The organism is Colwellia psychrerythraea 34H (genome assembly GCF_000012325.1).
In the GTDB taxonomy this organism is placed as follows: domain Bacteria; phylum Pseudomonadota; class Gammaproteobacteria; order Enterobacterales; family Alteromonadaceae; genus Colwellia; species Colwellia psychrerythraea_A.
Window position 1 is genome coordinate 3708949 of sequence record NC_003910.7, and the last position, 13862, is coordinate 3722810.

14 protein-coding genes are annotated in these 13862 nt (G+C 37.8%); 9 read left to right on the forward strand and 5 right to left on the reverse strand.

The features are described from left to right. Nucleotides 1-124: 124 nt before the first annotated feature. From miaB to lnt, 5 genes are all read left to right on the forward strand, one after another. A complete protein-coding gene (gene miaB, locus CPS_RS15950; protein ID WP_011044326.1) occupies nt 125-1567 on the forward strand; it encodes a tRNA (N6-isopentenyl adenosine(37)-C2)-methylthiotransferase MiaB in 1443 nt (480 codons plus the stop codon). A 46-nt stretch (nt 1568-1613) separates the two neighbouring features. After that, nucleotides 1614-2726 (forward strand): PhoH family protein, encoded by a 1113-nt coding sequence (locus tag CPS_RS15955; RefSeq protein WP_041737101.1) that lies wholly within the window; start codon nt 1614-1616, stop codon nt 2724-2726. After that, a complete protein-coding gene (gene ybeY / locus CPS_RS15960; protein WP_011044328.1) occupies nt 2726-3193 on the forward strand; it encodes an rRNA maturation RNase YbeY in 468 nt (155 codons plus the stop codon). Before CPS_RS15955 ends, ybeY begins: the two co-directional genes overlap by 1 nt. Nucleotides 3194-3295: 102 nt before the next feature. Then, entirely contained in the window at nt 3296-4174 is an 879-nt protein-coding gene (locus tag CPS_RS15965; protein WP_011044329.1) for an HlyC/CorC family transporter, read from the forward strand. Beyond that, on the forward strand, nt 4167-5765 hold the full coding sequence (gene lnt / locus CPS_RS15970; protein ID WP_011044330.1) for an apolipoprotein N-acyltransferase: 1599 nt from the start codon (nt 4167-4169) through the stop codon (nt 5763-5765). The genes CPS_RS15965 and lnt overlap by 8 nt, the downstream gene beginning before the upstream one ends. 142 nt (nt 5766-5907) lie before the next feature. Here the strand turns inward: lnt and CPS_RS15975 are convergent, their stop codons facing one another. Then, nucleotides 5908-6876, reverse strand: a complete 969-nt coding sequence (locus tag CPS_RS15975; RefSeq protein ID WP_011044331.1) for a sensor domain-containing diguanylate cyclase — start codon at nt 6874-6876, stop codon at nt 5908-5910. A gap of 83 nt (nt 6877-6959) precedes the next feature. Beyond that, nucleotides 6960-8090, reverse strand: coding sequence for a response regulator (locus CPS_RS15980; protein WP_011044332.1), 1131 nt, complete (start codon nt 8088-8090; stop codon nt 6960-6962). A 172-nt stretch (nt 8091-8262) separates the two neighbouring features. Here CPS_RS15980 and tpx point away from each other — a divergent pair, with 172 nt between their 5' ends. The 3 genes from tpx (at nt 8263) to CPS_RS15995 (ending at nt 11234) form a co-directional block, all read left to right on the forward strand. Then, a complete protein-coding gene (gene tpx / locus CPS_RS15985) occupies nt 8263-8949 on the forward strand; it encodes a thiol peroxidase (RefSeq protein ID WP_011044333.1) in 687 nt (228 codons plus the stop codon). Between the two features lie 299 nt (nt 8950-9248). Further along, complete coding sequence (locus CPS_RS15990; protein ID WP_011044334.1) at nt 9249-9719, forward strand: Hsp20 family protein; 471 nt, start codon at nt 9249-9251, stop codon at nt 9717-9719. Between the two features lie 123 nt (nt 9720-9842). After that, complete coding sequence (locus CPS_RS15995; protein ID WP_011044336.1) at nt 9843-11234, forward strand: FAD-dependent oxidoreductase; 1392 nt, start codon at nt 9843-9845, stop codon at nt 11232-11234. Between the two features lie 45 nt (nt 11235-11279). On the opposite strand, the gene CPS_RS16000 is transcribed toward CPS_RS15995, so the two are convergent. Continuing rightward, nucleotides 11280-11633: an MGMT family protein gene (locus CPS_RS16000; RefSeq protein ID WP_041737102.1), complete on the reverse strand. Its 354-nt coding sequence runs from the start codon at nt 11631-11633 to the stop codon at nt 11280-11282. Between the two features lie 111 nt (nt 11634-11744). Here CPS_RS16000 and CPS_RS16005 point away from each other — a divergent pair, with 111 nt between their 5' ends. Continuing rightward, entirely contained in the window at nt 11745-12200 is a 456-nt protein-coding gene (locus tag CPS_RS16005; RefSeq protein WP_011044338.1) for a YaiI/YqxD family protein, read from the forward strand. Between the two features lie 139 nt (nt 12201-12339). Here CPS_RS16005 and CPS_RS16010 read toward each other — a convergent pair whose 3' ends face one another. Further along, nucleotides 12340-13164 (reverse strand): ion transporter, encoded by an 825-nt coding sequence (locus tag CPS_RS16010; protein WP_011044339.1) that lies wholly within the window; start codon nt 13162-13164, stop codon nt 12340-12342. Then, nucleotides 13164-13823: an MBL fold metallo-hydrolase gene (locus CPS_RS16015; RefSeq protein WP_011044340.1), complete on the reverse strand. Its 660-nt coding sequence runs from the start codon at nt 13821-13823 to the stop codon at nt 13164-13166. Before CPS_RS16015 ends, CPS_RS16010 begins: the two co-directional genes overlap by 1 nt. Nucleotides 13824-13862 lie beyond the last annotated feature (39 nt).

Sequence of the window (13862 nt, forward strand, 5' to 3'; positions counted from 1 at the left end):
AATGAAGACATTTGCCTTATTCATTCGAAATTAGTCACCAATTGGTATAAAATACGCGTCCTTTTATCTGTACGGGGTTTGCTTAGGCATTTCCAGTACGAATTCGTGTGCAAAGAGTGAAGTAATGAGTAAAAAGCTATATATCAAAACTTGGGGCTGTCAGATGAACGAGTATGACTCGCAGAAGATGGCAGAATTGTTGGATTCAACCCATGGTTTCTCGTTGGTTGAAGAAGCGGAACAAGCTGATGTTATTTTGCTTAATACTTGCTCCATTCGTGAGAAAGCTCAAGAAAAAGTATTTCATCAACTAGGTCGTTGGAAAAATCTAAAAGATAAAAAACCAGATTTACTCATTGGTGTTGGTGGTTGTGTTGCCTCACAAGAAGGTGACTCTATACGTAAACGTGCTCCTTTTGTCGATATGATTTTTGGTCCACAAACATTGCACCGTTTACCTGAAATGCTAAATCAATTGCAGCACTCAAAGAGTCCAATTATTGATGTAAGCTTTCCAGAAATTGAAAAATTTGACCGATTGCCTGAACCTAAAGCTGACGGTGCCAGTGCATTTGTCTCTATTATGGAAGGCTGTAGTAAATATTGTACTTTCTGTGTAGTGCCTTACACACGTGGCGAAGAAGTTAGTCGTCCACTTGATGATGTATTATACGAAATAGCGCAACTTGCTGAGCAAGGTGTTCGTGAAGTAAACCTATTAGGCCAAAACGTAAATGCTTATCGTGGTGAAACACATGATGGTTCAATTTGTCGCTTTGCTGATCTAGTACGTTTGGTTGCCACCATAGATGGTATCGATCGTATTCGTTATACCACTTCTCACCCGGTTGAGTTTACTGACGATATTATTGAAGCCTACACCGATGTTCCTGAACTAGTAAATCACTTGCATCTTCCGGTTCAAAGTGGCTGTGATCGCATTCTAACGCAAATGAAACGTGGCCATACCGCGCTTGAGTATAAATCTCAAATTCGAAAATTGAAAAAAGTACGCCCTGAATTATCTATGTCTTCTGATTTCATTATCGGCTTCCCAGGGGAAACCGATGAAGACTTCACGGCAACGATGGATTTAATTAAAGCGGTTGATTTTGATTTAAGTTTTAGCTTTATCTATAGCGCTCGTCCTGGTACTCCAGCAGCCGATTTACCTGATGATATTAGTGATCAAACTAAGAAAGATCGTTTAAAGCTACTACAAGAGCAAATAACACATCAAGCATTACGCATTGCCAGACAAATGCTTAATACAGAGCAACGTGTTCTTGTTGAAGGTCCTTCAAGAAAAAATCCTATGGAATTACGTGGTAAAACAGAAAATAACCGTACGGTTAACTTTGTTGCCCCACATAGCGTTATTGGACAATTTGTCGATATCAAAATTACTGATGTAGTTGCCAACTCTTTACGTGGTGAATTAGTAAGAGAAGAAAAAGAAATGGGTCTACGTATAGCTCATTCTCCTGCTGATATTTTGGCAAATAACCATCACATGGCAACGCCAAGTAATCTTGACGAGTTAGGTGTGGGTACTTTTACACCATAAACACCCTTTGGGGTTTATATAGCCTTTTAACTTTTACAAAACGGAAATGAATTTGACGACATCAGCGACTAAACTAACCCGAGCCGTTTTCAGTTTGACGCCTGTAGACAACCATAGACAAGCAAATTTATGTGGCCCTATGGACGATAACCTGAAAACCATTGAACGCCGCTTAGGTGTAGAAATAAGCTATCGTGGCCATGAGTTTACTGTCGTTGGTCAGCCGTCAAATTCTCAGGCCGTTGTTCAAGTATTGAAAGACTTGTATATTGAAAGCCAAGAAGTTAAAGGTGAAGGCAAAATAATCACTCCTGAGATGGTTCATTTAGCCATTCTAGAAGCTGATTGTCTCGAACAAGAGCAACCGAGCGATAAAGTATCATCAGAATTAGGCAAACAAATAAATAGTCAATTAGATAATAAATTTGATGATATGCTAACCATTAAAACAAAGCGTGGTGTCGTTAAACCCCGCAATGGTAATCAACAAGCTTATGTACAAAGCATAATAACGAGTGATATTAGTTTTGGTGTTGGTGTTGCAGGCACAGGTAAAACCTATTTAGCTGTTGCTTGTGCTGTCGATGCGCTAGAACGTCAAGAAGTGCGTCGTATTTTACTCACAAGACCAGCTGTAGAGGCGGGTGAAAAATTAGGTTTCTTACCTGGTGATTTATCACAAAAGATAGATCCTTATTTAAGGCCGCTTTATGATGCTCTTTTTGAAATGCTTGGCTTTGAAAAAGTCGAAAAACTCATAGAGCGTAATGTTATAGAAATTGCTCCACTGGCTTATATGCGTGGCCGAACACTTAATGATGCCTTTATTATTTTAGATGAAAGTCAAAACACTACCGTTGAACAAATGAAAATGTTCTTAACGCGTATTGGTTTTAACTCTCGTGCTGTTATTACCGGTGATATTACGCAAGTCGATTTACCTCGTCATCAGATGTCAGGGCTTCGTCATGCCATTGAAGTTTTACAAGACATCAATGGTATTAGTTTTAACTTCTTCCAATCAAAAGACGTCGTTCGTCATCCCGTGGTTGCCCGAGTAGTTGATGCCTATGATAGTTATGAGCAAAAAATAAATAGACAAAAACAAGAAAAAAAACAGGCTCAACAAACAAGTAATGATAAAAGCGATGTAAGCTAATGGCTCATGTGATTGATCTTCAAGTTGCCTGTACTCCCACCAAATTACCCACTAAAGAGCAATTTCAGTTATGGGTTGATACTGCCCTAGCCGAAGTTAGCAGTAGCCCAAATCAAGATTTTGAACTTACCATTCGCTTGGTAAATAATGAAGAAAGCCAACAGCTGAATAAACAATATCGAGACAAAGATAAACCAACCAATGTTTTATCTTTTCCTTTTGAAGTACCTGATGGCATTGAACTTAACCTATTAGGCGACTTGATTATTTGCATTGAAGTAATGAAGCAAGAAGCGCAAGAGCAAAATAAAGCCTTGTTTGAACATTGGGCTCATCTTGTTATTCATGGCTGCTTGCATTTAGTTGGCTTTGATCATATAAGTGACACTGAAGCACTTGAAATGGAGTCTATTGAGATTACCATTTTAGAAAAACTAGGGATTAGTAATCCTTATTTAGAACAGTAAATCATTAGTTTATAACGATAGAAATAGAATTAACTCATAATTTGATGAGTAACATGTTCGATTACATGCCCAATACCATAATACAGGAATACAAATAGCTCTATGAGCGATGACACCCCCCACTCTAGTAACGGTTCAGCCAGTAAGTCCTTTTTAGATAAAGTTATGCAAGTATTAACGCCTGAACCGAAAAATAAAGATCAATTGATTGATATATTAAATGATGCTCAAGACAGAGAATTAATCAATCCTGAAACCAAGCAAATGATTAAAGGTGTCTTAGACGTATCTGAAATGCGCGTACGAGAGATTATGATCCCACGTTCTCAAATGGTTACGATTGATATAAACCATAGCCTTGATGAGTTCTTACCTATTATTCTAGAGTCTGGTCATTCACGTTTTCCCGTTGTTAATGAGGATATCGATCACGTTGATGGTATTTTATTAGCGAAAGATCTACTTGCTTTTGGCTTTAACTCTCAAAGTGATAATTTTAGCTTAAGTGACGTTATTCGACCTGCTATTATTGTTCCTGAAAGTAAAAAGGTCGAACCTTTATTAAAAGAGTTTCGTTCAAATCGCTACCATATGGCCATTGTTGTTGATGAATACGGTGGTGTTTCCGGTGTTATCACCATCGAAGATATTTTAGAACAAATTGTTGGTGAAATTGAAGATGAAACCGATGATGAAATTGAAGAAGAAATTAAGCACTTAGCAGGAAATGTTTATCTAGTAAAAGCGCTGACCGAGCTTGGCGACTTCAATGATTACTTTAACTGTAATTTTAATGACACCAATGCCGATACCATTGGTGGTATTGTTTTGCGTCAGTTTAATCATATGCCACAAAAAGGTGAACTATTTCGCTTAGGCAACTTTGAATTTAAAGTGCTAGTAGCCGATAGTAGACGTATGCAAATGCTACAAGTAAGTGTTGATAAAGGTCACGAAATTAACGGTAAAGTGAGTGACTAACATCATTAAGGCTTCTGTTTTTCAATCAATAAAAAGCAAACTAACAAACCCAAGTAATTGGCTGTGTTTTCTTAGTGGCTTTTTCTTGGTTTTTGCTTACGCCCCCTTTTCTTATTGGTGGTTGGCATTAACGTTACCTAGCATCATGTTATATCAAGTCAAAAATTCCTCCCCAAGAGTAGCCGCTAAAAAAACAGCCCTTTTTGCCTTTGGCTGGTTTAGCAGTGGTATTAGCTGGGTTCATGTCAGTATCGACCAATTTGGTGGCCTGCCACTAATAGTTTCTTTGCTATTAATGTTAGCGTTATGTGCTTACCTGGCATTATTCCCAGCACTTGCAGGTTACTTAACGGCGAGAATAGCCAAGAATAAACACGTTAATTTATGGTTATTCCCTTCTATTTGGTTACTGTGCGAATACTTGCGCGCGGTGGTGTTAACAGGCTTTCCTTGGCTATCGCTTGGTTATAGTCAAATAGATAGTCCGTTGGCCAGCTTTGCACCTGTTATCGGTGAAGTAGGTCTTACAGGCATTATCTTAGTATTAAATATTTGCTGGGTAAAAATTTACTGTTTTTGTTTAGATTATATCAATAACAAAAATCAAAAATCCTCAATCACGCTATCACACAAAAATTTACTTTTACCACTCAGCTTAATGGTAAGCATTATGCTTACCAGCTTTAGTTTCGCCCATGTAAGCTGGACCGAGTTAACCGGTAAATCGACTAAAGTGGCGCTAATTCAAGGTAATGTAGCCCAATCAATAAAATGGCAGCCAGAGCAAGAGTGGCCAACCATGTTGAAATACCTAGATTTAACGCGTGTAAACTATGATGCCGATCTTATTGTTTGGCCTGAGTCGGCTATTCCAGCGCTAGAGCCTGCAGTACAAGACTATTTAGGTACAGTGAATAGCTCAGCGATTTTGAACAACAGCACAATAATTACGGGTTTAATTAACTACAATTTTGAAAGCAAAGAGTACTTTAATGCTTTGGTGGTTCTAGGTAAGAAAAATACTGAAGATGAACAAGGTTATTATTATAACCACAGCAATAGATACTATAAAAGTCACTTATTACCTATCGGTGAATTTGTCCCGTTCCAAGAACTGCTTCGCCCAATAGCACCCTTTTTCAACCTACCGATGTCCTCTTTTACTGCCGGTAACTACATTCAACCAAATTTAATCGCTAATAACTTACATATATTACCGTTAAACTGTTTTGAAATAGCTTTTCCAATGCAATTAGCAGCCAATTTCACTGATGATACCGATATGATTTTAACAGTCAGTAATGATGCATGGTTTGGTGATTCTCATGGTCCTCACCAGCACTTTGAAATTGCTCGAATGCGGGCGTTAGAGTTTGGTCGCCCATTAGTAAGGGCAACAAATAACGGTGTGACAGGCATGATAAATCATTTGGGAGAAGTTACTGCGATTGCACCACAATTTGAAGAGGTAGTACTTAAAGGAACGGTTGAGTTTGTTAAGGGTGATACTCCCTATAGCCAATGGCCAAATCTAATATTATGGTTGATGATACTGTTACCATTGACCTTGATGAAAATTTTTAAACTTTAGCAACGTAAACTGTAGTCACGTAAATTTAGTCATTTGCATAGTAATCGCTTTACTATTAACGATGCTTTCACGGTAAGCCTTGAATCATCAGTAGAATAAATAAAATGAAGAGAGTGGCACTTTATTTATTCTACTAGCTTATCTATCTGTTTTGTTTCGGATGCAATGACGTTTTGTTACGACCTGTTTCTTTTGATTGATATAAAGCGGCATCAGCACATTCAACCCAAGCTTCATGGCTTGTAATACTCTCATCAACTTCAGCTACACCAACACTTATAGTGTAATTAATATCAATATCATTGTAAGTCACAGTGGCCTTAGCCACTTCTTTTCGAAGACGTTCAGCAAATACGTAGGCATTTTTAAGGGAGGTATCTGCCAATAAAATGGCAAACTCTTCACCGCCATAACGACCACAAATATCGGTTTCCCTAACATGGTGGCGAATCAAGCTAGAAAGGTGGCGAATAACGACATCACCAACCACGTGACCATAAGTATCATTTACATTTTTAAAGTGATCAATATCTAACATCACTAATGAGCTAGCATGTTGACTTCGGCCCCAACGCTTATGTTCAGCTAATAAACACGTCTCCCAGTGCGCACGATTGAACAATTGAGTTAAGCCATCTGTTTGACTTAATATTGCCAATTCTTCATTCGCTTTTTTCAAGCCTTGCTTATGCACAGCATTGTCTGTGACATCATAAACCAATAAACACAAGTGGCTAACGTCACCCGTAGAAGATAAAAGCGGAATGAACGTGGTGTTTTGATACATGAAATCAGCGCTGCCAGTAACAGGGCGATAACTATCAAACTTAAACAAGTAGGGTCTTTGTTCCCATATGGTAAAGGCTTTATTTTTCAGTAAAAAAACTGATTCTGCCTTGCGAGTAAACCAATCTTTAGGGATTTCTTCAAAGAGATCAAATATCAACTTTCCCTTTACTTGACGAGGTAATAAACCACTATGGTTTTCCATAAAACCATTAAATATTTGAATGGTGAACTCTTTATCAAGCACAACTAGACCAACATCAATGTTATGCAACATTTCCATTAGCCAATGTAATTCATTTAATTGTGATTTTTCTAACGTCATAACCAATTCCTGTCGTCGCTTAATCGCGCTAACTTATACTTATGTCATTTGCCATAAGTGATTTGTACCTGTTAACTCATGAGTTAATCAATCAAATAGGCCAATTTATTATTAAGTGTTTGCATAGACTTTTCCGTAAAGAGTAATAACAAATCACACTTGATTGGATAGTCCTCTATGCTATAACTAATTTCTATTGCGAGTGTTTTTTTCCATTTATTGGCATTATTTGCAATTAAATCAGAAATTTTTCTATGTTGCCCTAAGACCTCAGGATGTCCCTGACTAAACTGAATATCGAGCTGCTCTGATATTCCTTTTAAGCAGGCACCAATAAGTACATTTGCTAAGTCCATTAATAGTTCTAACTCAGTCCCCATATCTGCATCGTATTGATAATTCATCAGTGATGCGACATCTTTAAAGCTAGAGTCGTTAAGGATCAGCAAGGCTTCTCCTGAAATGCCTGCACTAATAAAGCCTTGGCAAATACCCGATGTACTTTCATGATTTTCGATATCTTTCAACGCCATTCGAAGCTCACTCACTTCGATGAAATTAACATTAGGAATAGGTAATTCAACAAAAACGTTGAGTAAACGAGCAAGTAAATCACCCGCTCGACCCATAGCAACATTGGCTATTTCTTGATAACAATCGCGAACATCCGTTGATAAGGTAAGATTTGTCTCTGCAACTTGTGGTTCACTCTCAACCGTAGAGACATTAATTTGAGTAACCTTGGGTTTCTCAGGAGTATTTATAACAGCAGATGGTGTAGTTGCAGGAATATTAATTGACGTATTATGCGATGTGTCTAATTCATGATTCGTCGCTGGAATTTCATGAGAGAAAAGTCCATACGATGATAGTACTTCAGTGAGAATATCTTTATTGACCGGTTTTTGAATAAAACCTAGTGCGCCTAAACTCGTCACACGTTGATGAGCCTCAGGTTGAATATCACCTGATATTACAATGGTAAGTGTTGGTAAATCTTGCGCCATAATGGCTTCAAGCACTTGATAGCCATCCATCTTTGGCATGTTAAGATCAAGTAATAGTACGTCGCCCTTCCCTGCCTTTATCGCTTCAATTCCCTCAACACCATCAGCGGCAAAACTTATTTCAACATCCCAACCATCAGGTAATGATCGCGCTACTTGCTTGCGCGCCATATTAGAATCATCACAAATTAATAATTTAGTGGTCATATTAATCTTAGGCCTTACATAAACGATAACAATGGCCGAGTATTAAATATCTAGCCTCTATTGATAACCTTAAAGTATCCAACATAAAACACAATGATTAAGTTCTATTTATAGAATTTTTATCGCTAAACGGCTAATATAATTTCACCTTAACCATTAATTTCAATAAACCATGAATTTTCCTACTTCAAACATTGCCTTATGTGCATTTTTTATCGCCAGTTTTACGATTGCTTTCACTAGCCATAGTGATAATTTTGACTCAAAAAAACTTAAATCAACACAAAACCTAGTCAAAGCAGGAGATAAGTATGTCACCCTGTTAGGCGAACAGGTAAATGTTGGCGAGCAAGCTCCGCAGTTTAAAGTTGTAGATAAAAACTTTGCACCGGTGACATTGGCAGACTTTCAAGGACAAACGGTACTTATTTCAGTAGTGCCAAGCTTAGATACCGGTGTTTGTTCTATCCAAACAAAACGATTTAATGAAGAAGCAGCAAAGCTCCCTGAGAATATTACCATTTTAACCATCAGTAATGATTTGCCTTTTGCTCAAAAACGTTTTTGTGATGCTGAAAAAGTCGACAATATTAAAGTACTATCCGATTCAGTTTGGCGTGATTTTGGCACGAGCTATGGTTTATTAATTAAGGATATGGGACTACTTACCCGTGCCATATTTGTTATAAATAACCAAGGAAAGATTGTTTACAAAGAGCTAGTTGCTAACATATCACAACATCCTAATTATGATAAAGCGCTAGCTAAAGTTAGATATACGGCGCCTGTTATCGTTATCGATCCTGAAGCCGAAGTTGATGCGACTAAAGAACTTCCCGTAAAAGAAACCGAAAAATAATGCTTTAAGCACAAACTTAAAATAGCACTTAAAAACAAATACTTGAAAAATAAAACACAAATTAATTCAACTTTATTCTTGAAAAATCAATAAACAATCCCATCTTTAATTGTGTAGTCGCCGTAAGGGGCTACACAACAAAAATTGCCTGTTCATTGTGAAAGGCAGCATTATTTTAAATGACATATGATTTTGTGATTAAACGCTAGGCAATATTTTTGCTATAAAATCACTAATAACATCAACATCGCTATTTAAAATAATAATCACTTTATTGCTATATTATAGGATAACTTATTATGCGTAACTCTACAGACTACAGCCCTCTTTATCGTTCATTTATTGGCTTTGACCATTTAGCTAGTTTAATTGATAAAGCTTCCCAGCCGGGCAAACAATCATCATACCCGCCATATAACATTGAGTTATTGGCCGAAAATCAATACCGGATTACTATGGCTGTCGCAGGCTTTCGTGAAGAAGATATTGATATTGAATCTAAAGACAATGGCTTAATCATTGTTGGTACCAAGCAACCCCCAGCTAATTCAACACAGGAAAGCGAAGCAACCACTCGTCATTTTTTACATCAAGGTATTGCAGAGCGAAATTTTGAGCGTAAATTCCAACTAGGAGAACACGTCAAAGTCATTGGCGCCTTTATGGAAAATGGTTTACTACACGTTGATTTAGAACGAGAAATCCCAGAAGCATTAAAGTCTCGAAAGATAGCTATAAATGGTAAAAGTTTATTGAATGGAAATTCATAACTCCTAATTTATTTCATGTTTCTCCTTTTGTTTTATCTGTTGTTTTTGCCCAGTCTTTGACTGGGCTTTTTTGTTTTACTATGCTATTTAAATAGTGATAAAAATTATTTAAGTAGTTAGCCATTGACTGAACTTCCACAGTTAAAAAATAAAATCACCATCGCAGGATCTGGCCCTGTAGGCGCCATGCTAGCCATTATTTTATCACGTGCCAATTATCAGGTAGATGTCTTTGAATCACGCCCAGACCCCAGAACGCACATTGCTCAGCAAGGTAGATCTATTAATATTACTTTATCAGAGAGAGCATGGGCGGCACTGGCTATTATTGGCATTGATAAGAAAGTTCGTCAATATGCTACGCCACTTTATAAGCGTGTATTCCATGGGCAAGATGGGATTATATCAGAACAAAACTATGGCAAAAAAAATCAAGCTATCTGGTCTATATCACGAGAAAAATTGACTGATATTCTGATCAGTCAAGCTGAGCAAGAAGCACAAGTTAACTTACACTTTGAGCAACGATTAACATACGTAGATTTTAGCACTGCTTGCTCCTCTTTCAGCTACTTGAAAGCAGGTAGAAAAGGCCATAAAGAGATAGATGCAGATTACGTCTTTGCTGCCGATGGTGCTTTTTCTAAAGTACGTCGTCTTGCGCAGGAAACACCACGTTTTAGCTATTCTCAACGTTATATGAAGCAATCATACATAGAATTAACCATTTCCCCGAACAAAGATGGTAGTTCTAAATTATCGCCACATGCTAGTCATTTATGGCCTCGCAAGGGATTTTTATTGATTGCACTGCCAAATAATGATGGTAGTTTTACCTGTACCTTATACTTAAACTACCAAGGACCTATTTCATTTTCGTCACTGACAAGTGCAAAGGCTGTAGAGGATTTTTTTCTCCATCATTTTACTGATGTTATGCCACTATTAGAAAGTCCTGTCACTGAATTCCTAAATAAAACACCTAGTCCACTATTTTTAGTGAGTGTCGATCCTTGGGTGATAAATAACAAAGTGGCTTTGATAGGCGATGCTGCGCATGCCATGCTGCCTTTCTATGGCCAAGGTTTAAATAGTAGTTTTGAAGATTGTCACGTACTCGCAAAGCTTATCAAGTTATACCGTGATGACTGGCTAAAAATATTACCCGCTTATTACTTACAACGTAAAAAAAATAACGATGCTATTAGTAAATTATCTAATGACTATTTTACTGAGATAAGCAGTCTTGATGATAATATTGATGAGCAATTGAATAAAAAGATAGCTCATCAATTCGCATTAAAGTACCCCGAACTTTGGCCTTCATTAGATCAAATGGTCAGTTTTTCTCCTGATATATCATACGTAAAAGCCAGAGAGATATCAGTAGCACAAAAGAGCATTATGGCTGAAATAATGCAAATTAAGAATATTCACCAGTGTTGGCAGGAGGATCACATATACCAGGAGTTAGAAAAAATGGCCTTAACAAGACTTGCCCCTTTACTCAAATAGCCCGGTTTGCATAAGTTAAGAATAAAACCTTAGAGTAGCGATTAGTTAAAATTCTAGTGAAAACAATAATTCTGATAAATCGGGCTTCCATTGGAATTCTTTTAGTTTGATCCTGCTACCAATCACAACGACCTGCTCATCTTGCAAATGATGCTTTTGCTTATCAAAATTTTCACTGCCTGGAGGGAAAGAAATCTTACCCTGTGAGTTAATAACTCTAAACCAAGGTACCCTTTGCCCTCGCCAGCCATCTTTTGGTACTTTACCAAGCGATTTACCGACCAGACGCGCTCTACCAGGCAAACCGGCTAAATCCGCAATTTGCCCATAACAAGCCACCTTACCTTGCGGAATTAACTGTACCGTTTGCCATATTTGTTGGTAATGAGGATTTAGCATTGTGTTATTAGTCCTGTTTTTCATCCGAATTGTTAATTACCGAATAAATTACGGTATCATAGCAGCATAAGTAAAAATAACGCGAGCGGTCAATAGACCCTGAGGAAAAACATGAAAATTTGGGTTGATGCTGATGCATGTCCAGTGGTGATCAAAGAAATATTATTCAAAGCAGCTGACAGAACGAAAATAGCCATCACCTTGGTGGCTAATCATCATGTCCGCATACCTCCTTCGCCTTTTATAAGTTTCATGCAGGTAAGTAGCGGCTTTGATGTTGCCGACGATGAAATAGTTAAGCGTATTGAAGCTAATGATTTAGTTATCACCAGTGATATTCCACTAGCAGATGAAGTGATAGATAAGTCGGGTATTGCCCTTAGTCCACGTGGCGAGCTTTATACTAAGGAAAATATAAAATCGCGTCTCAATATTCGTGACTTTATGGACACCATGCGTGCTAGCGGCGTGCATACAGGTGGGCCACCTGCTTTAAATCAAACAGATAGACAAAATTTTGCTAACCACCTTGACCGTATTATTACCCAATTTAAGAAAACTCAATAGGTATAAAAGTACGTATTTTAGCTGGAACCTGCATACTCATGCGATTAGAGGATAGGCAGATACTCAAGTGAGTATCTGCGAATTAACTTTAAGTGATTTTCAATTAAGACTATGCAAGTAACACAAGCCTATTTCACTCTTAGGTTTTGGCTAACAAGAGTGCTTTAATTTCTGCTATTTCACTTTCTAATTTATCAATTTGTGCGCGACTAGCGGGCTCACCGCCATCTCCACTTTCACCGTGTTGCTCTGCACGAAACTGCTCATGTTCTTGACTCATCACTTCTAATACCGTACCCACCATCATATTTAAAAAGATAAAGGCGGTTAAAAAGATAAAAGTTAAATAATAAATCCAGCTTAGTGGATGTACAGCCATGGTTTCGTACATAACATCGGTCCAATCTTCAAAAGTGGCAACACGAAATAAGGTCAACATAGAGATGGAAACATCACCCCATAACACTTCGTTAATTGAGTGAAAGTACATGCTACCGATTGCGGCATAAATATAGAAAATTACAAACATAAGCAGCGCGATATACCCCATACGAGGTATCGCTTTTAGTAATGCATTAATCAGTAAGCGTAATTCTGGCACCATGGATACTAAACGCAGAACACGAAAGACTCGCAATAATCGAGCGAGTAGCACACCTGAGCCACCTGATGGAACTAAGCTACCAATAACAATAACCGTATCAAAAATATTCCAGCCACTTTTAAAGAAGTTCTTTTTCTGGGGACACGCTAAATAACGAATAGATATCTCTATAGCAAAAAATACAGTCACCGCTACATCCATAAGCAATAAAATAGCGACTACGTTAGAGGATAGATTATGTGTTTTTGCGCCAATCAATAACGCAGATAATAAAATAACCGCAATGACAACACCTTGAAATACTTTGCTGTTATCTATTTTTCTAAGTTGGCGCTGAGCCTTGACTACCAAAAGCCCCATTATCTCATCCCTACCGCAGCATCACTTACATGAGGATTACTGCGGCGCTCTTGCCCAAAAGTACTCATTGGGCCATGTCCAGGGATAAAACGAACATCATCACCTAAAAGGAATAAATTTTTACGAATAGAATTAATCAGCGTTGCATGATCGCCACGAGGAAAGTCAGTGCGCCCTATTGAGCCACTAAATAGCACATCGCCAACTTGGGCAAGTTTTGACTCACGATGAAAGAACACAACATGCCCAGGTGTATGACCCGGACAAAAATACACTTCCATAACAATATTACCAAAACTAACGGTATCACCTTGATCTAAAAAACGGTTTGGCGTAAATTTTTTCGCATAAGAGAAAGCACCACCAAAGCGTTGCTTTTGATCTTCAATTCCATCTATCCAGAACTGATCTTCTTTGTGTGGGCCTTCTATCAGCACATCGTAGTGGTTTGCAAGATCATCAGTTGCACCCGCATGATCAATATGTGCATGCGTAATTAGAATCTTTTCAAGTGTTAAGCCATGTTTGGTAATACCCGCTTTAATTTTTTCGATATCACCACCAGGGTCCACTACCGCAGCTTTTTTAGTGTCACTACACCAAAATAAAGTACAGTTTTGCTCAAAAGGGGTTACCGGAATAATTTCATGCTTCAACATATCTTGCTCTTCAATTGTTACTATTTACAAAATGACAGT